This window comes from Hyphomonas johnsonii MHS-2, assembly GCF_000685275.1.
GTDB lineage: Bacteria > Pseudomonadota > Alphaproteobacteria > Caulobacterales > Hyphomonadaceae > Hyphomonas > Hyphomonas johnsonii.
Window position 1 is genome coordinate 722,074 of the sequence record NZ_ARYK01000001.1, and the last position, 21,776, is coordinate 743,849.

Below are 21,776 nucleotides of genomic sequence, written 5' to 3' on the forward strand. Positions count from 1 at the left end.
CGATGACTGTCACCAGGCGTATATCGATCATGGGGTCGACCGGATCGATCGGCACATCTGCGCTTGATGTCATCGCGCACGCCAATGCCGGCGAGGCCGGCACATTCCAGCTGGTAGCGCTTGTGGCCGGTCAGGATACTGAAGCGCTGGCCCAGCAGGCCCTGACGTTCAGGCCGGACATCGCGGTGGTGGCCGATCCGTCCAGGCATGATGACCTGCGGGCCCGTCTGGAAGGCAGCGGCATCGAGACAGCCAGTGGGCAGGCGGCCGTGCTGGAAGCAGCCACGCGGCCCTGTGACCGCCTTCTGGCGGCCATTGTCGGGTCGGCCGGCCTCGCCTCGACCCTCGCTGCTGTCCGGCAAGGCACGGTCGTGGCGATCGCCAACAAGGAAAGCGTGGTTTGTGGGGGCAAGCTGATCCTGTCCGAGGCCGAAAAGTCCGGTGCGCGGATCCTGCCGGTGGATTCCGAGCATAGCGGCATATTCCAGGCGCTCGGTGACGGGCGTTCTCTCGAAAAGCTGACAATCACGGCGTCCGGCGGGCCGTTCCGCACGGCATCGCTTGATGAGATGGAGCACGCGACCCCGGCGCAGGCCGCCGCGCACCCGAACTGGGACATGGGGATCAAGAATTCCATCGACAGTGCCACGCTGATGAACAAGGCCCTGGAATTCATCGAGGCCGCGATCCTGTTCGATACGGCGCCGGACCGGATCGACGTGCTGGTTCACCCGCAATCGATCGTGCACGGGATGGCCCACTTCACCGACGGGTCGGTCATTGCCCAGCTGGGTGCGCCGGACATGCGCACACCGATCGCGTACGCCCTCGGCTGGCCCGACCGCATCGAGACAACCGTAGACCGTCTGGATCTCGCCCAATTGGGGAGACTCGACTTCACGACAGTTGATGAAAAGCGATTTCCGGCGATCCGCCTCGCCCGTCAGGCGCTCGCACTTGGGCCGGGGGGCGCGACCGTATTAAATTGCGCTAATGAATCGGCGGTTTCTGCATTTATTGCGGGTCATTGCGGGTTTCTGGACATAAGCTGGGTCGTGGAAAAGGTGCTGAGTCGCTTTTCCTTGGGCAATATGGCCGGTCTGGGCTGTGACACGCTTGAGGAAATAGCTTATCTGGACCGGTTCGGACGCGATATGGCCGCCGAATTGCTAGGACAAGCCCATCATCGGGCAGGAGGGTAAATCGTTTGGGTCAGCTGTTGAGCCAGGGTCCATTATTTATCGTGTGCCTCATCTTCATGATGGGGATTGTCGTGATAATTCACGAGCTGGGGCATTTCCTGGCGGGACGGCTCTTTGGTGCGGCTGTCGAATCCTTTTCAGTCGGCTTCGGGAAGCCTCTGTTTGAGCGTCGTGACCGGGCCGGGACGCGCTGGCGCGTCAACTGGATTCCGCTTGGCGGGTTCGTGAAATTCGTCGGGGAAAGCCAGCTCGCCGGAGACGTCGGCAAGGTCGAACAGGGCCCGGTCGGCAAGCCATACAAGCAACTCAAGGTCTGGCAGCGCTCGATCGTAAGCCTGGCAGGCCCGCTCGCGAATTTCGTGCTGGCGGCGGCTATCTTCGCCCTGATCCTCGGTACGCACGGCAAGGCCAATTATTCCGTTGGCATCGCCGGGATATCTCCTGATTCTCCTGCAGAGCGGGGCGGCATGCAGGTTGGTGACGTCTTTCTCCAGGTGAACGGCAATGATGTTACGGATTCCTCCGGCATCACGATCCCGATCCTCCTGAATCCCAACAAGGCAATGACCTTCACCATGTCCCGCGATGGCGTGCCGGTCGACCTGACCGTGACACCGGCAGAGGTGGTGCGCGAGAACGAATTTGGCCAGATGGTGCCGCAAAGCACGATCGGGGTCAGTCTTGCGGGCGTCAAACTGGGCGAACGCACGACGTACAATCCCATTCAGGCAGTCGGCGCAGGCGTTGTGGAAACCGGCGCCACGATTGACCGCACGGTGACCATGCTCAGCCGCATTGTCACCGGCAAGATGTCGTTCAATGCGATGACCGGCCCGGTCGGCATCGGCGATATCTCCCGCCGCGTCGTCAACAAGGTCTGGAACCAGAAGGAACTGTCGACAGGCCAGCGCCTGGACCAGCTGTTCTGGATGCTGCTCAGCATTTGCGCGGCGATATCCGTGGGCGTTGGGTTCTTCAATCTCCTGCCGCTGCCTGTGCTGGATGGCGGCCACCTCGTGTTTCATGCTTATGAAGCTATTGTCGGCAAGGAACTGCCGGAAAAAGTGCAGGAGATGAGCCTGACATTCGGTTTGATCCTGCTATTGGGAATGGTGGTGGTGATCACGTGGGGTGACATCATCGAAACCGGCTTGTTCGGGGGAGTGGGCGGCTGACCCGGCCGACCCAAATATAACCAGAGAGTTTTTCCACGATGCGTAAGTTTCTTGCAGCAACCCTTGTGGCGACCAGCGTATTTGCGTCTGTTGTCCTGCCGGGGCTGACCAACACCGCGAACGCACAGGAAGACGGCCGCTATGGCGGTACGATCCGGTCGATCCTGGTGGAAGGGAACCAGCGCATCGAGGCGCGCACGGTCCAGTCCTACCTGCTGCTGGAGCCAGGCGACCCGTTCGATGCCGAGCGCATCGACCTGTCCCTGAAGACGCTTTTTGCGACCAATCTCTTCGCTGACGTGTCGATTGACCGGACAGGCGACGATCTACTCGTCCGCGTGGTGGAGAACCCGATCATCAACCGCGTGATCTTCGAGGGCAACCGTGCGCTCAAGGACGACAAGTTCAGGGAAGAAATCCAGGCCGCCCCGCGGGGCATCTTCACCGCCGCGCGCGTGCAGACCGACGTGCAGCGCATCCTGGAACTCTACCGCCAGTCCGGCCGGTTCGCCGCCAAGGTCGAGCCGCAATACAAGCCGCTTGAGCAGAACCGCGTCGATCTCGTGTTCGAAATCACCGAAGGCCCGGTCACGGGCGTACGGTCGATCAACTTCATCGGCAACAAGGCCTATTCCGACTCCCGCCTGCGCAGCGAGATTGTGACGCGCCAGTCGCGCCTGTGGCGCTTCTTCAGTTCGAATGACAACTACGACCCCGGCCGCCTGGAATATGACCGCGAGAAACTGCGCGAATTCTACCAGAACAACGGCTATTACGATTTTCGCGTGACGTCGGCGGTGGCCGATCTGACGCCGGACCAGAAAGACTTCTACATCACCATGACGGTCGACGAAGGCCGTCAGTATGATTTTGGAGAGGTCAAGGTTGAAACCGCGCTCGAGAAACTCGATGCGAGGGCCCTGCGCGCGGCTGTGCCGATCAACAATGGCGACCTGTTCAAGGCCGACCTGATCGAAAACACGATCGACACGCTGACCTACGCTGCCGGTATTGCAGGTTACGCATTCGTCGACATTCGCCCGCAACTCGACGTGAACCCGGATACGGGCCGCATCGATGTGACCTTTGCGGTGGATGAAGGCCCACGTGTGTATATCGAGCGCATCAATATCGTCGGCAATACCCAGACGCTCGACCGCGTCATTCGCCGTGAACTGCGGATTTCCGAAGGCGACGCGTTCAACCGTATTCTCCTCGACCGGTCGAAGAACCGCGTGCGGTCGCTCGGGTTCTTCAAGGACGTTGAAATCGTGGAAACGCCGGGTGACGGACCGGACCGCAGCATCGTCGATATCAAGGTGACCGAACAGCCGACTGGCGAACTTTCGTTCGCTGCCGGCTTCTCGTCCGTCGATTCCTATCTCTTCGATCTTTCGGCGTCGCAGCGAAACCTGCGCGGCCGTGGCCAGTCGGTGGTCGCACGCATTTCGACGTCAAGCCGCCAGCAGGTCGTCGACCTTCGCTTCACCGAGCCGCGGTTCCTGGACCGGAACCTGTCAGCGGGTGTCGACCTGTTCGCAACGCGCCAGGATTTCAAGGATTTTGGCAGCTTTACCGCCGAGACATTCGGTACCGGTCTGCGCGTCGGATTCCCGCTGTCCGATCGCATGCAGCTTGGCCTCAGCTATCGATTGCAGTCGGATGACGTGAAAGTTCCGGACCGTGACATCCTGCTCGATACGGCAACCAACTTTCAGTCAGTGCGCCTCATCCAGACGGGCGGCGCCGATACACCCAACGATGCGACCGACGACACCTATCGGACCGCGACGCCGGACGACTTCCCGGGCGAGCTGATTATCGTTGACCAGTGCGATCCGCTGTTCCTGCTGCGTGATTCCAGCTGCCGTTCGGAACGCAGCGAAATTTCGAGCATCATCGGTTACAACTTCCTGTGGGATCGCACCAACGACCCGATCACGCCGACCCGCGGGTTCGATTTCCGCTTCAACCAGGATATCGCAGGCCTCGGCGGAGACGTGAAATACATGCGCACCGAAGCAAGCGCGTCGGTGTATCGCGGCATCTGGAAGAGCGTGATCGCAAGCGCGCGTTTCTCTGGCGGTTATATTTTCCCGCTTGAAGATGGCCAGGGCATTCGGATCAACAACCGCTTCTTCCGGGGTGGCAGCACGTTCCGCGGCTTTGACGTTGCCGGTCTCGGCCCGCGCGAGATTGTCCGCATCGTCGATCCGACGACAGGCGAAGTCATCCAGACCCGCCGCCTCAATTCGCAGGGCGGTAACGCATACTACCAGGGCACGTTCGAACTCTCGCTGCCGAACATCTTCCCCGAAGAGTACGGCATCAAGAGCGCCCTGTTCACCGACGTCGGGGCGGTCGGAACGCTGCGCGGCCCCGACCAGAGCCCGACGGTCTACTTCACCGACCAGAGCGGCCTGCCTGCTGTGCGCCTGACAAAGGATGCCGCCTCGCTGCGTGCGTCCGCGGGCCTCAGCGTGTTCTGGGATTCACCGTTCGGTCCCATCCGCTTCGATTTCTCGCAGATCCTCCGCAAGGAAGACTATGACCGGACAGAAACGTTCCGGTTCTCGACCTCAACTCGTTTTTAAACCAGAAGCCCCAAACAGGAGACTCACCATGTCCCCAATCAAGTATCTACTCGCTGCACTCGCGATGGCCTTCAGTAGCGCGGCGCTTGTCGCACCAACCGCCTCTGCCCAGGGCACTGTCGTCATCACGATCGACGAAGGCAGCATCCTCTCGCAAAGCAAGGCTGGCAAGGACATCCAGACCAAGCTGAAAAATATCGAAACCCAGATGAAGAACGAGCTGGAACCGACCCGCAAGTCGCTTGAGACCGAAGGCAAGGCGCTTCAGACCAAGGTCGAGGGCAAGACCCGCGAAGCGATTGCTGCTGATGCGGCGCTTGTCGCAGAACTCACCGCCTACCAGACCAAGGCTGCCACATATGGGCAGAAGCGCCAGGTTGCGTCCCAGGAGTTCCAGCTGACCGAACGCCAGGCGCTGATCGACTTCAACAAGGCCATCGAACCGGTCCTCATGGAAGTCGTCAACGAGAAGAAGGCACAGGTCGTCCTGGCCAAGAGCCAGCTGATCTACAGCACCGACGCCGTCGATGTGACACCGCTTGTCATCAGCAAACTGGACGCCACCACGCCAACAGTCGCAGTGACGCGCCAGCGCGTGCCTGCCCAGTAAGGAATACACCTGTGACGGTCGATCCACGATTCTACGCGCCATTGGGGGCCTTGACGCTAGGAACAATCGCGGAATTGACCGGTGCCGGATTGGAGGGCGATCCGGACGTTGAAATCACAGGGGTCTCCGCAGCGGAAACAGCCCGCCGCGGAGACCTCGTTTTCCTGGATGGCGACGGCAAGGCCGCGCCACAGATCAGCGCGGAAACGTCTGCCCTGATCGTCAACGAAGCCAATATTCACAACGTTCCCGACGGCATGCCCCGGCTCGTGTCGGCCTTGGCGCGTCATTATCACGGCGTGGTTTCCTACGCCCTGTTTCATCCGCGCCACGAGACATGGTCTGGTGAGACGCTGATATCTCCAGAAGCGAGCGTGCATCCGACGGCCATCGTATCACCGGGCGCGACGGTCGGGCCAGGCGCGAGCATCGGCGAGGGAACGGTTATCGGTTCAAATGCGGTGGTCGGTCCTGGAGTGCAGGTCGGGCGGCATTGCCGGATCGGGTCGGGCGCATCGCTCGTCTGCGCGCTCCTCGGTGATCACGTCAGGCTCCTCGCCGGCGCGCGCATCGGCGAGCCCGGATTTGGCGTGACCGCGGGTCCGTCAGGCCAGGAAGACGTGCCGCATTTCGGCCGGGTCATCCTGCAGGACCGTGTCACGATCGGCGCAAATTCGTGCATCGATCGCGGCATGTTCGACGACACGATCATCGGCGAGCGCACGAAGATCGATAATCTGTGTCAGGTTGCGCATAATGTCGTCTTTGGCCGCGGTGTCGTCATGGCGGCGTTCGGCGGCATTTCCGGATCGGTCAGGGTGGGCGACGCGGCGCGAATTGGCGGCCGGGTCGGAATCGCCGACCACGTCCGCATCGGCGAGGGAGTTAATCTCGCCGCCTCGTCCGGTGTCTTCAGGGATATCGAACCGGGCGAAACCTGGGGCGGTACACCGGCCAAGCCGCTGCGTCAGTGGATGCGGGAAGTTGCCTGGTTGCAGAAGCACGCAAATGCGAAGAAAACCACCTGATACGTCGACGCCCCCGATCCTGACTTCGCAACCCGCCGCGCCCGGACACGCACATGCCTGTTGAAATCCATCAGACCGCCCTCGTGGAGCCGGGAGCCGAATTGGGCGAAGGCGTCCGGATTGGTCCTTTCTGCCAGGTCGGTCCGCGTGCGGTCATCGGCGCAGGCACCGAGCTGCGCTCGCACAGTGTCGTCACCGGGTTCACCCGTCTCGGCGAGGCGTGCGTCCTGCACCCGCACGCGGTTGTCGGTGGGCCACCGCAGGTCATCGGATTCCAGGAGACGGATGAATCCCGGCTCGAGATCGGCGACAATTGCACCTTTCGTGAATACACGACCGCGCATACCGGCATCCCGAAATTCGGCGGCGTCACGAAAATTGGCAATGACTGCTTCATCATGGTCGGCGGGCACATCGCGCACGACTGTCATATCGGCAACAGCGTCGTCATGGCGAACAATGTGCTGATCGGGGGGCATGTCACGGTTGGTGACAATGTCTGGTTTGGCGGGCTCGTCGCGGTGCACCAGTTCACCCGTATCGGTCGCAACGCGTTTATCGGGGGCGGCGCGATCCTCGTCGAGGATGTCATTCCGTTCGGGTCGGTCATCGGCAATCGCGCCCGGCTGGCCGGGCTGAACGTGGTGGGCCTCAAGCGCCGCGGGTTCGACAAGGCGCAGCTGCACGAGATCCGCAGCGCCTACAAGGCCGTGTTCTCGGGCGACGGGCTGTTCAAGGACCGTCTCGACCTCGCCGCCCGGACCTTTGCGGGCAAGCCGCTGGCGATGGAGCTGATCGATTTCATCCTGGCCGGCGGCAACCGCGCCATCTGCAAGCCAGGGTGATTGCGCCATGACCGCTCCCTTGGGACTCATCGCGGGCCTCGGTGACCTGCCGGTTGCGATCGCCGAGAATGCCGTCTCGACCGGGCAGGGTGTCTATGTCGTCCGCCTCAAGGGCTTCGAGGATCCAAGGCTTGCCGGCTATCCGGGCGCCGTTGCCGGTCTCGGCGAGGTTGGCGGCCTGTTGTCCAAGCTGAAATCCGCGGGCTGCAAGGACGTCGTGTTTGCCGGCATCGTGTCCCGGCCGAATTTCAGGGACCTGAAGCTCGACCTGCGGGGCGCGGCCCTGCTGCCGAAAGTGCTGGCAGAGGCCGGCAAGGGCGATGATGCCCTCCTGCGCCTGCTGGTGAACGAATTTGAGAAGAACGGCTTCAATGTGATCGGGTCACATGCCGCGCACAAGGCCCTGCTGGCCCCGCAGGGGCACATTGCCGGGCCGGCGCCGGGAGACGGCCATCTCGCAGACATCGCGCGTGCTGCGCACGTTGTGGCTGCTCTGGGGACCCTTGATATCGGACAGGGGTGTGTCGTGTGTGACGAACTCGTGCTCGCGGTCGAGGCGCAGGAAGGCACAGACGCCATGCTGGACCGGGTGGCGACGCTGCCCGAGGCCGTTCGCGGAACTGAAGCCGCGCGGCGAGGTGTCCTGCTGAAGCGTCCCAAGCCCGCGCAGGAACGCCGTATCGACCTGCCGACAACCGGCGTTTCGACTGTCGAGAAAGTGGCCGCCGCCGGGCTTGCCGGCCTGGCCCTCGAGGCGGGCGGCACGCTGATGCTGAACCGCGCCGAGATGGAGGCGGCGGCCGAACGGCTCGGCATCTTCCTTTACGGGTTTGATCCGGGGTTGGGGCTGTGAGTGCACCGCGCCTCTACTTCGTGGCGGCCGAGGCCTCGGGAGACCTGCTGGCACGCGAAGTGATCGAAGCCGTCCGGGCCCGCGTGGCCGATGTGCATATTGCCGGGATCGGCGGTGCCGAAATGGCGAGCATTGGAATCCAGTCGCCGATCGACGTGTCTGCGCTGTCCGTGCTGGGCCTGCTGGAAGGCCTGAAAGTGTATGCCACGGCTGTCCGCCTGGCCGACGCGGCGGCCGATGCAATCATTGCAGACGCACCGGATGTCGTCGTGCTGGTCGATTCCTGGGGCTTCATGCTGCGCGTCGCCCAGCGTGTCCGCGCGCGGGCGCCCGGGATCCGGCTAGTCAAACTCATCGGGCCACAGGTCTGGGCAACCCGCCCCGGGCGGGCGAAGACGCTCGCGGCGACGGTGGACCACCTGCTCTGCATGCATGAAATCGAAGTGCCGTACTATGAACCCCACGGCCTGAAGACCACCGTCGTGGGCAACCCCGCGCTTTCCCGGCATGAATGGGGGGATGGGGCAGCCTTCCGAAAGGCGCACGGTATCAGCGAGGCAGCGCAACTCGTCCTCGTCCTGCCCGGCAGCCGGCCGAGCGAGATCAAGCGTGTCGCGCCTGCGCTCGTCGGAGCGGCGCGGATCATCAAGGACTCAGACCCTGACCGGCAGGTCGTGATCGCCCCTGCTGCGGGGGTCGCTGCCCAGTTCTCCGAGGCTTTCCCGGATGTCTCCGAATGGGCAACCGTCACCGTCAATCCCGGCGAGCGCTATGACGCCATGGCAGCGGCTGATCTCGCACTTGCCTGCTCGGGCACGGTGACCAGCGAACTCGCCATGCAGGGAACGCCGATGATCGTGGCCTACAGGACCGGCTGGGTGACATGGGCATTGGCCCGGGGCCTGCTGTACCAGAAGACCCACATCACGCTCCTGAACATCGTGTCCGACGATACCGAGATCGTGCCGGAATTCGTCCAGACGAAACAGACACCAGACCTGATCGCCGCCCGGGCGCTGAATTGGCTGACCGATCCCGCCGCGCTGGCCGAACAGCGCGCCGCACAGCAAATCGCCCTCTCCCGGATGAGAGAGGGCGATCATGACGCGGCCGATATTGCCGCGCGTGTCGTGCTTGAAGAGGCTCGCGCCTAGCGGTTGGCCATCGGCACGTAATCGCGCTGGGCCGCGCCGGTATAGATCTGGCGTGGGCGACCGATACGCTGCGACGGGTCTTCGATCATCTCGTTGAGTTGGGCGACCCAGCCGACAGTACGTGCGAGTGCGAACAGCACGGTGAACATCTGTTTCGGGAAGCCCATCGCGTCGAGGATGATGCCGGAATAGAAGTCGACGTTCGGGTACAGCTTCTTTTCGACGAAATAGTCGTCTTCCAGGGCAATCCGCTCGAGTTCCATCGCAACTTTCAGGATCGGCTGGTCCTTGAGGCCGAGCAGGTCGAGCACTTCGTGGGCCGATTCGCGCATGACCGTCGCACGCGGGTCATAGTTCTTGTAGACGCGGTGGCCAAAGCCCATCAGGCGGAAGCCGCTTGATTTGTCCTTGGCCTTTTCAACGTATTCCGGAATCCGGTCGACCGAGCCGATCTCGTGCAACATGTTGAGGCACGCCTCGTTGGCACCGCCATGGCTTGGCCCCCACAGGCAGGCGACGCCGGCCGCGATGGCCGCGAACGGATGGGCGCCTGACGATCCGGCGAGGCGGACGGTCGACGTCGATGCGTTCTGTTCGTGATCGGCGTGGAGGATGAAGAAGCGATCCATCGCCCGGGCGATCGCCGGGTCGACATTGTAGTCCTCGGCGGTCACCGAGAAGCACATGTTGAGGAAGTTTTCGGCGTAGCTGTACTCGTTGCGGGGATCGACGAATTTCTGGCCCATATTGTACTTCAGGATGCGCGCGCAGAGCGTCGGCATCTTGGCCACCAGCCGGACCGAACTGAGGTGGCGTTCGTCGGGGTCTTCGCTGTCCATCGCGCCGGGATAGAACGAGGCAAGCGCGCCGACGGCGCCGGTCAGCATCGCCATCGGGTGGCTGTCACGCCGGAACCCCTCGAAGAAGCGGTCCATCTGCGTGTGCAGCAGTGTGTGCTGCTTGATCTCGGCATTGAAGTCGGCGAGCTCGGGCTTGGTGGGCAATTCACCTTTCAGGATGAGGTGACAGACTTCCGGGAACGTCGACTTCTCGGCAAGCTGGCCGATCGGATAGCCGCGGTGAAGCAGGACGCCTTCGTCACCGTCGATGAAGGTGATCTGGCTTTCGCAGCTGGCAGTCGACGTGAAGCCGGGATCGAACGTGAATTTGCCCGTTTCAGCATAAACCTTGCGAACATCTATGACGTCCGGCCCGTGAGTCCCTGAAAGAATGGGCAAGTCATACGTCTTGCCCTCAATTTCGACCTTTGCGGTGCCGGCGTTCTTCGTCTTGTTTTCCATCAGATCTGGCCCTTCTTGTTCTTATTCCGTCCGGCGCGCCTCATTGGCCAGCCTGGACGAGTTGATCATCTATCCGTCCGAGCGCTTCGTCGCGTCCCAGCCATTCCAGCACGGGTGCGATGTCCGGTGCCGGAAGGCCGCCCGTGAGTGCGGCGCGCAGAGGTTGACCTATCTGCCCCATAGATAGGTCTTGCGCAGTGCAATACGAAGTGATCGTTTCTGAAACGTGATCACTCGTCCACTGCGATATGCGCTGCAGTTCGTCGCGCAGACCGCGCAGTCGGTCAAGTCCCTCTGCGGAAAGCGCCTTTCTGGCGTTCTTGTTGAGATTGATCGGTCGCTGCACCGTGAGGAAGGCGAAGCTGGCCGCGAGTTCCGGCAGGGTCGCACCGCGATTCTTCAGGTGGGGCAGGCCGGCGCGGACCCGCTGTACCTGCTGGGCATCAAGCGATGCGGATGCTTCCAGCAGGGGCTTGAGCAGGCCGAACAGGCGTTCGTCGTCGGCCTGTCGCAGGAAATGTGAATTGATCGTCCCGAGCTTGTCGAGGTCGAGTCGCGCCGGCGACTTGCCGATGCCGGACACGTCGAAAACCTTGATGGCTTCGTCCTGTGTGAAGATTTCCTGGTCGCCATGGCTCCAGCCAAGGCGTAGCAGGTAGGCATTCAGCGCTTCGGGAAGGTACCCCATGTCGCGGTAGGCCAGTGTCGACAGCGCGCCGTGGCGCTTGGACAGCTTGGCGCCATCGGGCCCGTGGATCATCGGGACGTGGGAAAACGCCGGCACGTCCCATCCCATCCCTTCGTAGATCGGGATCTGGCGGAACGTGTTGCGCAGGTGGTCGTCGCCGCGGATCACATGTGTGATACCCATGTCGTGATCGTCGACCACTACCGCCAGCATGTAGGTCGGCGTGCCGTCGGCGCGCAGCATGATGAGGTCGTCGATTTCGCTGGCCTGGACGCGCACAGTGCCCTGCACGCCATCTTCAACCACCATTTCGCCGCCATCCGGTGCCCGCAGGCGCACGGTGTAGGGGGCATCCGGCGAGGGCGCAGGCGCCCCGTCGCGCCAAGGCGACCGGTAGGGGGCCAGGAGTGCGTTGGCTTCTGCCAGGAGGGCGGCCCTGTCATCGTCGCTCAGCCCTTCGGCGCGAGCCTCCTTGCGTCTCTGCTCGCCTAGATCGCGGCGCGCCTGCAGCTCTTCCTGCGTCGCGTAGCATTTGAAGGCCGTGCCGCGCGCCAGCATCTCGGCTGCCACTTCGGCGTGGCGCGCCTCGCGCGTGGATTGCAGCAGGGGTGGGGCATCCGCGTCCAGGCCGAGCCAGGCCATGCCCTCGATGATCGCGGCTGTCGCTTCATCCGTGGAGCGCGCGCGATCGGTGTCTTCGATCCTCAACAGGAACTGGCCCTCGTGATGGCGGGCAAACAAGTAGTTGAAAAGTGCGGTTCTTGCCCCTCCAATGTGCAACATGCCGGTGGGAGAGGGGGCAAATCGCGTGACGACGTTCATCAGGGTGGCAGGCTCCAGGTAAATGCAGGCAGATATCTCTTCTGCGGTGCACAAACACAAGGTTTCACCCGAAAGCAAGGGGTGGGCTGGGCGGCTGCTGGGTCTGTCGCATGGCATGTGGTCAATCGCGTCAATCGACTCCCGCCCGCTTTTGTTCGCCTTTTCGCTGTGCGCAGGGGCCGTGACCTATTTCACGCTGCCGTTCGAGCCGGCACTCGGGCTCTGTCTTGCCGGCTGGCTGGTGATGACCGGCCTGCTGATTGCTGCCCGGCGGCGCGTGACGTTCACGTTCCTGTATGTCCTGGCGGTTGTGGGATTCGGGCTTGTCACGGGGCTTGCGGCAGGCGCTGTCCGGACAACGCTGGTCGCGGCGCCGTCCGTGGCGGCGGAGACGCGGCCGGTGATGTTGGAGGGCTGGGTGGCCGGTGTCGAGCCCGGCGCGAAAGGCCCGCGCCTGCGCATTGACGTGCACGCAATTGCCGGGTTCTCACGGGCCGATACCCCGAAATATGTCCGCCTGACCCACATGGCGCGCCTGGAAGTGGCGCCCGGCCGGTTCGTGCGGTGCTGGGCGGTGCTGCGGCCGCCGCCAGCGCCGACACTGCCGGGCGACTATGACTTCCAGCGCCAGGCCTGGTTCCAGCAGCTGGGCGCCGTCGGGTATGTCCAGGGGCGGTGCCGGGGCGGCACGCTGGGGGCGCCGCAGGGGTGGGTGAACCAGTTGAAGGTCCACCTGTCGACGTTCAGGCGAAACCTTGCCGCGCACGTCAATGTGGCTGCCGGCGAGCGGGCAGGCGGGTTCGCCGCTGCGCTCGTCTCGGGCGACCGCAGTTTCATGGCGCAAGCGGACCAGGACGCCCTGCGCGGGTCAGGCCTGGCGCATCTGCTCGCCATTTCCGGCCTGCACATGGGCATTGTCGGCGGCCTCGTGTTCTTCCTCGTCCAGCGCGGACTGGTGCTGATCGAGCCGCTGGCGCTGCGCATGCCGGTGCAGAAGCCGGCCGCGGCGACGGCGTTGCTGGCAAGCCTCGCCTATCTTGTGCTGTCCGGTGCGAGCGTGTCGACGCAGCGCGCCTTCATCATGTCGGCCGTGGTGTTCGGTGCCGTCCTGTTCGACCGGGCCGCGATAAGCATGCGGTCCTTCGCGATCGCGATGATCGCTGTGGTCCTGCTGGAGCCTGAAAGCGTGATGACGCCGGGATTCCAGATGTCGTTTGCGGCCTCCGGCGCATTGATTGCGACCTATGAGGCCTGGTCTCACCGCCGCGCGGGGCGCGAGCGGGTGCTGGGGCCGGTTCCGTTCGCCTGGGCGTCACTGGTGATGACGTCTGTCGTGGCGGCAGCGGCGACCGCGCCGTTCGCGCTGTACCATTTCGACCGGCTTGCCGGGCTCGGCCTCGTGGCAAACTTGCTGGCGATGCCGGTGATCACCTTTGTGAGCGCGCCGATGGCGGCAGTGACCCTGCTGCTGACCCCGTTCGGCTATGGCGACGTCGGCCTGCGCCTGTTCGGCTATTCGCTCGAAATCGTCCTCGCCATTGCCCATTGGTGCAACGACCTGGCGCCGGCGAAACTGTCCATGCCGGTTGCGATGCCGGGCCTCAGCCTCGCCTGCTTCGCTGCAGCGCTGGCATTGGTGACGACTGCGCGGGGCGCGGGGCGCCTGTTGCTCTGCCTGGCAGCGGCTGTGCCGGGCATCTGGCTGTGGGTCGCCAGTCCGGCGCTGGTGGTCCACTGGTCGCAGTCGGGTGACGTGTTTGTCCGAACCACAAGTGGCGGGCTTGAACGGATCGCATTTGCCGATGGTGATGGCCTCGCGCCGTTGCGGTTCAGCAATCTCGACGCCACGGCGTGCAGCGACCAGACTTGCCGGTTCGGGACACAGGTCGGCACCGTGGTGCTCAGCCAATCCGGCGCGGACCAGGTGGCTTGCGAAGCAGGGGTCGTGCTCGTCCTGTCACTGGAAACATCCGGGCCGGCCGAGCGCCGGGATGGCTGCGCACCCATACATGACTGGGCATCGATCCAGGCCGCAGGCGGCTTTACGGCGCATGCAACCGGCAAGACCCTGGAACCGGATCCATCCGTCGGGTGTGTGCGGCGCCCGTGGCGGGGCTGCAGCACGGATTCCTAGTCGTAGCGGCGTACAAGCGCGACCAGCCGTCCCTGGACCTGAACCCGGTCCGGCCCGAAGATGCGCGTCTCATAGGCCGGGTTGGCCGCTTCCAGCGCAACCGATGCGCCCTTGCGGCGCAGGCGTTTCAGGGTCGCTTCCTCGCCGTCGATCAGGGCCACGACAATGTCACCGGTATTCGCCGCTTCGGTGCGGCGCAGGACGACGATATCGCCTTCAAGGATGCCGGCGTCGATCATGGAATCACCCTGGACTTCGAGGGCAAAGTGCTCGTCGCCCTCGCTCAGCCCGTCGGGCGCGTTGACGTGGCCATTATCCTGCTGGATCGCCGAGATGGGAATACCGGCCGCGATCGTCCCGACAAGCGGAATGGTGCGGGCCGAGGGCATGGCGGCCGGCCTGCCGGTCGATACGAGTGACGGCTTGAAGTCCTTCCGCCCGCGCAGGCTCTGCGTCGGAATGGCGGAGTCAGGCAATTTCAGCACTTCAAGGGCCCGGGCCCGATGCGCCAGACGTCGGATGAATCCGCGTTCTTCAAGCGCCGAGATCAGGCGGTGAATACCGGACTTTGACGCAAGATTGAGCGCCTCTTTCATTTCATCAAAGGACGGGGAAACACCGGTATCCTTGATCCGCTCGTTGATGAAAAGCAGCAGCTCTCTCTGTTTACTGGTCAGCACGGGAATATTCCTTCCGTCCGAATCTATGTTCACTTATGTTCTACATGTGTTCATGGTTCGGGTCAATCAACCCGGGCGCGCCTTAACCGGGTCACAGCAGTTTCGCGTCCGGTGTTCACTTTCATCAGGCTTTCACCGATCAGAAAACGCCGCGCCCCCACGTTGCGCAGTCGTTGCACGTGTTCCGGCGTCGATATCCCGCTTTCGGCGATGATGTGGCGGTCGCCCGGAACCAGCGGCGCGAGGCGCTCTGTGGTTGCGAGATCGGTGATCATCCGCTTGAGGTTGCGGTTATTGATACCGATCAGCGGCGATGGCAGTTCCAGGGCGCGCGCCAGTTCGGATTCATCGTGGGTTTCGACCAGGACATCCATGCCGAACCCCGTCGCGCAGTCGGACAATTCCCGGGCCAGCGAGTCGTCGACGGCGGCGAGAATGACGAGGATGCAGTCGGCGCCATAAGCGCGGGCTTCGGCCACCTGGATCGGGTCGACGAGGAAGTCCTTGCGCAGCATCGGAAGGCTGACGGCGTTGCGAATGGCCGTGAAGTCGGCGAGCGACCCGCCAAAGCTCGGCCCATCCGTCAGGACCGAGAGGCATGCTGCGCCACCCGCCTCATATTCGCCGGCGATGGCGACGGGGTCGGCGCCGGGCAGGATTTCTCCCGCAGACGGGCTCTTGCGCTTCAGTTCGCAAATCAGGGCGTTCTCGCCGGTGGCGGCAATCCGGTCCATCGCGGCGGCAAAGCCGCGGACCGGCCCGGCCGCCTCTGCCCGGCGCGTCAGGCTGTCCAGTGTCTCCGCCCGCTTCAGCGCGGCGACTTCGTCATGCTTGTACGCAATGATGTGGTCGAGGGCGGTGGTCATGCCGGGGCCTGTCCGTTCGACAGCGCCACCAGCTGGCGCAGCGTGTCGCGGGCTTTGCCGCTGTCGATCGCCTCGGCGGCCATCGCAACGCCGGTTTTCAGGTCTGCCGCTGTGCCGAAGACGTGCAGGCCGGCTGCCGCATTCAGCAGGACGGCATCCCGGAACGGGCCTTCCTGGCTGTCCAGCAGGTCGGTGATTGCCAGGGCGTTGTCTGCGACACTGCTGCCCTCGAGGCGAGAGAGCGGATGCGTGTCGAGCCCGGCATGGGATGGATGGAATTCGAACTCCCGGATGGTGCCGCCGGCCACCTCGCAGATATGCGTGGTCCCGGCGACGGATATTTCGTCGATTCCGTCGATCCCGTGCACGACCCATGCTTTTTCCGTGCCGAGTGCGGCCAGGGCTTCGGCCATGGGCCGCGTCCATTCCGGGGCGAAGACGCCGAGAACCTGGTATTGCGCGCCTGCCGGATTGGACAGGGGGCCAAGCAGGTTGAATATGGTGCGGATGCCCAGCTTTGCGCGGACCGGCGCAACATGGCGCATGGCGCTGTGATGTGCCCGCGCGAACATGAAGGCGACGCCGGCACCGTCAAGGCAGGCGCGGAACTCGTGCTCGTCGGATTCCAGATTGACCCCGAGTGCTTCGAGCACATCGGCAGACCCCGATTTCGGCGGGACAGACCGGTTGCCGTGCTTGGCGACGCGGCCGCCCGCAGCGGCGATGACAAGGGCGCTGGCAGTCGATGTGTTCAGGCTTTTCCATGTCAGGCCGCCTGTGCCGCACGTGTCGAGGACGGGGCCGTCGACATGCACGGTGCGGGCGTGCTGGCGCATGATGCGCGCACCGGCAACCAGTTCGGCCGCGGTTTCGCCGCGCACGGCAAGGCCGGTGAGAAAGGCGCCGATCTCTTCCGGCGCGGCCTCGCCGGTCAGCAGCAGGTTGAATGCGCCTTCGAGTGTATCGCCGTCCAGCGTCTCGTGCCGGGCAATCGCCTTGATGGCGGCGGTGAGGGCTGTGTCAGTCATGTCTGTGCTTCCGGCTAAAGGCAGACACCGATAGCTGCCTTGGGCGACGGGTTCAATGTGCGAAACCGGCTTCAGTAGCCGAGAAAGGTGATGATCTCGGCCAGGATACGCGGGTCGAGCGCGAGGTCGCGGTGGCTGAGCGTCTCGTCCTCGACGAGGCGCGCGCCGGGCAGGGCGCTGGCCAGGTCACGGATCAGGCCGAGCGGGGAACTGGCGTCGGCGGCCGATCCGACAAACAGGACGGCGCCCTTGTAATCTGCCAGCGCGGCGCGGAAATCGGTCCGCGTCATGTCTGCGCCGGTGCGGGCCCTGTGGAGTTCGAGCGCCCGCGTGATGACCGCGTCGGCATGGCCTTTCTGGCGCTGGTAGTCGGCCCAGTCGAGCAGCGGCGGCGCAATCAGCACCAGATAGGCCGGGTTCGCCCCGTTCGCGATGGCGCGCACGCTGGCTTCACAGCCGAAGGAATGGGCGATGATCGTATCGATCGGGCCTTCCGCGGCGCAGACGTCGGCGACCGAGGTGGCCGCAGTCTCGGGTGTACATGGCTCGATTTTCGATGCGCCGTGGGCGGGCAGGTCCATCATCAGGACGGGCCGCGTATTCTGCAGGAAATCCTGCGCGAAGCGGCGCCAGACGCGATGCGTGTCGTCCCAGCCGTGCACGAACAGCGCGGGCGGACCTTCCCCGGCGCGCCAGACGGGCGTCGTGCCGAAGGCGCCCGGAATGTCGCGGCGGGTGTTGGGCGGCAGGAAGTTCTGGCCGGGTGCGGCGCTGGGGCTCGTCGGCTTCATGTCGGCGAGCAGGGCTCCGGCCGCCGCATCCAGATCGCTCATGGCGGCCTCCTATCCGACCCGCTTCAGGAAGTTCGTCAGCAGGGCATGGCCGTGTTCGGTCTTGATTGATTCCGGGTGGAACTGGACGCCGTATATGGGGCGGGTCTTGTGGTGCAGGGCCATGATCTCGCCGTCGTCGGTGAAGGCGTCGGCGACGAGGCAGTCCGGCAGGTCGGCGTCGCGCACGGAGAGGGAATGGTAGCGGACAACGGCGTAGCGCTCGGGCAGGCCCTCGAACAGGTCGCCGCCGGTCTGGTGAATCTCCGACAGTTTGCCGTGGCGGATTTCCTTCGCCGTGATCACCGCCCCGCCAAAGGCCTGGCCGATGGCCTGGTGGCCGAGACAGACGCCGAGGATGGGCATGTCGTCAGGCGCTGCCTGGATGAGCCCGATGCAGATGCCGGCTTCGGTCGGCGTGCAGGGGCCGGGGGAGAGCAGGAGCGCATCAGGCTTCAGTGCCAGCGCTTCGGCGACCGTCAGCTCGTCGTTACGGATGACCTTCGTGCGGGCGCCAAGGTCTTCAACATAGTGGACGAGGTTCCAGGTAAAGCTGTCATAATTGTCGACGACGAGGATCATTGGTCAAACTCATAGGTGGCGGCGAGTTCGGCAGCGCGCCTGAGGGCGCCCGCCTTGTGAAGGGTCTCGTCGAATTCGGTTTGCTGCACGGAGTCGAGCACGATGCCGCCACCGGCCTGGACATGCAACTGGCCGTCCTTGATGACGGCGGTGCGCAGCGCGATGCAGGTATCGAGGTCGCCGTTCCAGCCGAAATAGCCGACGGCGCCGCCATAGATACCGCGCCGGGCCGATTCCATCTCGTCGATGATCTGCATGGCGCGGATCTTGGGCGCGCCCGACACGGTGCCGGCCGGGAATCCTGCGAACAGGGCATCGACGGCGTCGAGCCCCTCGCGCAGGTCGCCTTCGACATGGCTGACGATATGCATCACGTGGCTGTAGCGCTCGACGATGAAGCTTTCGGTCACTTCGACACTGCCATAAGCGGCGACGCGGCCGACATCATTGCGGCCAAGATCCAGCAGCATCAGGTGTTCGGCCATTTCCTTCGGGTCGGCCAGCAGGTCTTCGGCGCGGCGGGCATCCTCGACCGGATCACCCGAAACGGGGCGCGTCCCGGCAAGCGGCCGGATGGCAACGCGGCCATCGCGCAGGCGGACCAGGATTTCCGGGCTGGAGCCGACGAGGCGCACGGTGCCGAGGTTCATGTGGAACATGAAGGCCGACGGATTAAGACGGCGCAGCGCGCGGTAATAGCTGATGGATTTCAGGGTGAAGGGCGCAGACAGCCGCTGGCTGGGCACGACCTGGAATATGTCGCCTGCCTTGATGTAGTCGCGGCACTTCTCGACAATCTCGAAATAGCGCTCCTTGGTCGTGTTCGACGTCAGCGTGACCTCTGTCGGCTTCTGGTCCTTGGGCGGGACGATGGCCATGCGCTCAAGCCGCGCCTCGACGTCGTCGAGCAGCCCATTGATCTCGGCTTCATTGTCGCCCTGGACGCGGCCGATCAGCAGGATTTCCTGGTAGATGTGATCGAACACGATGACGACGCGCGGGATGACGAGCAGCGCTTCGGGCACGCCGAGCGTATCCTCGCTGGTGATCGCGACCGGTTCGACATGCTGGATCATGTCATAGCCGACATAACCGAACGCGCCGGACGCCATCGGCGGCAAAGGCGTATCGGTCCGGGCCTGTGCCTGCTTCACGAATGCCCGCAGGGCGGCGACAGGCTCGTCGGATGTGCTGAGGATGTCACTGAACGCGGCATCGGCCGCGACTTCGGCAACGCCGTCCTGGATGCGGAACCAGCGCTCCGGCTCCAGCCCGATGAAGGAATACCGGCCCAGGCGTTCGCCGCCGGCGATGGACTCGAACAGGAAACTGCCGGGCGCATCCGTGCCCAGTTTCAGCATGGCGCCGACAGGGGTCTCGATGTCCCCGATGCGCCTGCGGACGATCAGACGGGCAGGCGTCATTGATCGGTTGCGACGGATGCCTTGTAGGCATTCACCGCACCGGCGTTGACCTTCAGCTTGGTGGCCTTGCTGACTTCGTAGTCAAGCGCCACGCGAAGGTCATCTTTCAGTGCCTGGGTGAGGGACGCAGCGGCAGACGAGCCGAGCACTTCCAGCTGTTCCTCGCTGGGCGGCGTGATCGTGTCGAGGCTGACGATCATGAAATGGTCGCCCTGGCGGTTGGGATAGCTGGCCACGTCGCCTTCGCGGCCCGAGAAGATTGCGGCAATGGCGGCGGACGGCAGGCCGCTCTGTTCCGCCGTGGAACGGCTGATCGGGCCGGGCGGGGTTTCGACTGTCGCGCCGGCGGCCTTGGCGGCGTCTGCCAGCGTGGTTTCGCCTGACTTGATCTTGTCGACGACCGACGCGGCATAGGTCTGCATGGAGGTTGCCGCGCGTGATGCGACAAGCGACTCGCGGATGTCGTCTGCCAGGGTTTCAAATTCAGGTGTGTAGGGCGCGATGATCTCGCGCGGCGACGTGATGTACACGGCATCGTCGCCATCGAAGCGATTGCTGACATCGCCGGGGTTCAGCTGGAACGCAGCGCTGAACGCATCGCCTGCGGCGGTGAGGCCGATCATGGAGATGCCATCCTCGGTCATGCCCGTCTGATCGACCGGCACGAAGCTGATCATCGGCACGCCCACTTCGTCGGCGATCTTGCTCAGCGGGTAGCCTGCCGCGATTTCACGCTCGAGGTCGTTGAGCTTTTCGTAGAACAGGACCTGCGCCCGTTCGCGCGCCAGTTCGTCACGGATCACTTCGGAGACGTCTTCGATCGGGTAGACATTGCCCGGCTGGACCGAAACGAGACGGGCAACCATCCACTGGCCACTCACGTCCTTCGGGCCGAACAGGGCGCCGCTCTGCTTGCCGGGGCCGAACATGGCTTCGCGCAGGGCCGGATCGGTGACCGTGTCCCGGGTGCCGGATTTCATTTCGCGGGACACGACGCCCTGCAGGTTTGCCGGATCCGCGCCGCCGGCAAGCAGGCCAAAGGCTGCCCGGGCCGCGTCACGGTCCGCGAATTTCAGTTCAAGAAAGGTCCGCTGGTCAGGTTCCGAGAAACGTTCCGACTTGGTGGCTTCGTAAATCGTCGCGATTTCCTGTTCGGTGACCGTGATGTCCGAGAGGAAATCGTCGGCAGACATGCGCAGGAGGTCGATACCGCGCCGCTCGGGCTGCTTCAGCGCTTCGAGGTTGTCGTCATAGAACGCCCTGATATCGTCATCGGTCGGTGCTTCGGGCTTTGGTGCCTTGGTGGCGTCCAGGATGAACCAGGAGACGTTGCGGGTCTCGCCGATGAAACGGGCCTGTATCCGGGCAAGCGCCTGCGGCGGGTAGATCGCTGCCGAAGCCGCATCGCTGAGTGTTTTCAGCGTCAGGTCGTCGGAGACCTGCTGCTCGTATTCTTCCTTGGTGAACCGGTTCTGGTAGAGGACTTCGCGGTACGTGTTCAGGTCGAGTTCGCCGGTCAGCGGGTTCTTGAATGCGTCGACCGTCTTCAGCTGCTCGACAACGGCGTTGGCCGATGGCTTGACGCCGATCATGCCGGCATAGCCGAGATTGACGATTTTCGACTTTTCGACCTCGAATACCTGGTCCACGAGGCCCTGGTCGACCGCTTCGGATTTCGTGATCGGCTTGTCGGCATTGGCATTCAGGTTGCGCAGCAGGTTCTCGACCCGGCGATCCAGCCCTGTCACGTCGATCGATCTGGAGCCCGCTGCAGCAAGGTCGGAGCCGAGGCCGCTGCGCATCTGGGCGACCATCGTGTCGACGCCCCAGAACGCCATACCGGCGATGATGATCATGATAACGATCTTTCCGAAGATCGAATTCATCAGGCTTTTCATCAGGGCTAGCATATGGGCGCGGTCTCTCTAGGATTTGCGGGATGGCTCAGTGCTTGCTAGGC

The 21,776-nt window shown here is 63.8% G+C and carries 18 protein-coding genes; 9 read left to right on the forward strand and 9 right to left on the reverse strand.

All coding sequences use genetic code 11. From position 1 onward, the window contains the following. Positions 1-2 precede the first annotated feature (2 nt). Genes dxr through lpxB form a run of 8 tightly spaced genes read left to right on the forward strand, consistent with a single transcriptional unit; the run spans position 3 to position 9,461 of the window. The gene (gene dxr, locus HJO_RS03400) at positions 3-1,202 is read left to right on the forward strand and encodes a 1-deoxy-D-xylulose-5-phosphate reductoisomerase (protein WP_035613495.1); all 1,200 of its coding nucleotides are present in this window, start codon (positions 3-5) and stop codon (positions 1,200-1,202) included. A 59-nt stretch (positions 1,203-1,261) separates the two neighbouring features. Next, positions 1,262-2,377 (forward strand): M50 family metallopeptidase, encoded by a 1,116-nt coding sequence (locus HJO_RS03405; protein WP_277813151.1) that lies wholly within the window; start codon positions 1,262-1,264, stop codon positions 2,375-2,377. Positions 2,378-2,415: 38 nt separating this feature from the next. After that, on the forward strand, positions 2,416-4,971 hold the full coding sequence (gene bamA / locus HJO_RS03410) for an outer membrane protein assembly factor BamA (RefSeq protein ID WP_035613501.1): 2,556 nt from the start codon (positions 2,416-2,418) through the stop codon (positions 4,969-4,971). A gap of 28 nt (positions 4,972-4,999) precedes the next feature. After that, positions 5,000-5,581: an OmpH/Skp family outer membrane protein gene (locus HJO_RS03415; RefSeq protein WP_035613503.1), complete on the forward strand. Its 582-nt coding sequence runs from the start codon at positions 5,000-5,002 to the stop codon at positions 5,579-5,581. Positions 5,582-5,631: 50 nt separating this feature from the next. Further along, complete coding sequence (gene lpxD / locus HJO_RS03420) at positions 5,632-6,609, forward strand: UDP-3-O-(3-hydroxymyristoyl)glucosamine N-acyltransferase (protein WP_241764654.1); 978 nt, start codon at positions 5,632-5,634, stop codon at positions 6,607-6,609. Positions 6,610-6,662: 53 nt separating this feature from the next. Beyond that, on the forward strand, positions 6,663-7,454 hold the full coding sequence (gene lpxA, locus HJO_RS03425; protein ID WP_035613506.1) for an acyl-ACP--UDP-N-acetylglucosamine O-acyltransferase: 792 nt from the start codon (positions 6,663-6,665) through the stop codon (positions 7,452-7,454). A gap of 7 nt (positions 7,455-7,461) precedes the next feature. After that, positions 7,462-8,307: an LpxI family protein gene (locus HJO_RS03430; RefSeq protein ID WP_035613507.1), complete on the forward strand. Its 846-nt coding sequence runs from the start codon at positions 7,462-7,464 to the stop codon at positions 8,305-8,307. Then, positions 8,304-9,461: a lipid-A-disaccharide synthase gene (gene lpxB / locus HJO_RS03435; protein WP_035613508.1), complete on the forward strand. Its 1,158-nt coding sequence runs from the start codon at positions 8,304-8,306 to the stop codon at positions 9,459-9,461. Before HJO_RS03430 ends, lpxB begins: the two co-directional genes overlap by 4 nt. Here the strand turns inward: lpxB and gltA are convergent. Together gltA and gltX are read right to left on the reverse strand one after the other, a co-directional pair. Next, entirely contained in the window at positions 9,458-10,762 is a 1,305-nt protein-coding gene (gene gltA, locus HJO_RS03440) for a citrate synthase (protein WP_035613510.1), read from the reverse strand. The genes lpxB and gltA overlap by 4 nt on opposite strands. A 40-nt stretch (positions 10,763-10,802) precedes the next feature. Continuing rightward, positions 10,803-12,272, reverse strand: a complete 1,470-nt coding sequence (gene gltX / locus HJO_RS03445; RefSeq protein WP_035613513.1) for a glutamate--tRNA ligase — start codon at positions 12,270-12,272, stop codon at positions 10,803-10,805. Positions 12,273-12,453: 181 nt separating this feature from the next. On the opposite strand from gltX, the gene HJO_RS03450 reads away from it, so the two are divergent. Next, entirely contained in the window at positions 12,454-14,406 is a 1,953-nt protein-coding gene (locus tag HJO_RS03450; RefSeq protein ID WP_162173764.1) for a ComEC/Rec2 family competence protein, read from the forward strand. Here HJO_RS03450 and lexA read toward each other — a convergent pair. From lexA to HJO_RS03485, 7 genes are all read right to left on the reverse strand, one after another. After that, complete coding sequence (lexA, locus tag HJO_RS03455) at positions 14,403-15,086, reverse strand: transcriptional repressor LexA (RefSeq protein WP_035613514.1); 684 nt, start codon at positions 15,084-15,086, stop codon at positions 14,403-14,405. The genes HJO_RS03450 and lexA overlap by 4 nt on opposite strands. A gap of 62 nt (positions 15,087-15,148) precedes the next feature. Continuing rightward, on the reverse strand, positions 15,149-15,952 hold the full coding sequence (gene trpC, locus HJO_RS03460; protein ID WP_035613515.1) for an indole-3-glycerol phosphate synthase TrpC: 804 nt from the start codon (positions 15,950-15,952) through the stop codon (positions 15,149-15,151). Continuing rightward, complete coding sequence (gene trpD, locus HJO_RS03465; RefSeq protein WP_035613517.1) at positions 15,949-16,980, reverse strand: anthranilate phosphoribosyltransferase; 1,032 nt, start codon at positions 16,978-16,980, stop codon at positions 15,949-15,951. Before trpD ends, trpC begins: the two co-directional genes overlap by 4 nt. A 71-nt stretch (positions 16,981-17,051) precedes the next feature. Next, the gene (locus tag HJO_RS03470) at positions 17,052-17,813 is read right to left on the reverse strand and encodes an alpha/beta fold hydrolase (RefSeq protein WP_035613519.1); all 762 of its coding nucleotides are present in this window, start codon (positions 17,811-17,813) and stop codon (positions 17,052-17,054) included. 9 nt (positions 17,814-17,822) lie between these two features. Then, positions 17,823-18,392 (reverse strand): anthranilate synthase component II, encoded by a 570-nt coding sequence (locus tag HJO_RS03475; RefSeq protein ID WP_035613521.1) that lies wholly within the window; start codon positions 18,390-18,392, stop codon positions 17,823-17,825. Next, positions 18,389-19,816 (reverse strand): anthranilate synthase component I, encoded by a 1,428-nt coding sequence (gene trpE / locus HJO_RS03480; protein WP_051618106.1) that lies wholly within the window; start codon positions 19,814-19,816, stop codon positions 18,389-18,391. The genes HJO_RS03475 and trpE overlap by 4 nt, the downstream gene beginning before the upstream one ends. Then, positions 19,813-21,726, reverse strand: a complete 1,914-nt coding sequence (locus tag HJO_RS03485) for a peptidylprolyl isomerase (protein WP_084141405.1) — start codon at positions 21,724-21,726, stop codon at positions 19,813-19,815. Before HJO_RS03485 ends, trpE begins: the two co-directional genes overlap by 4 nt. Positions 21,727-21,776 lie beyond the last annotated feature (50 nt).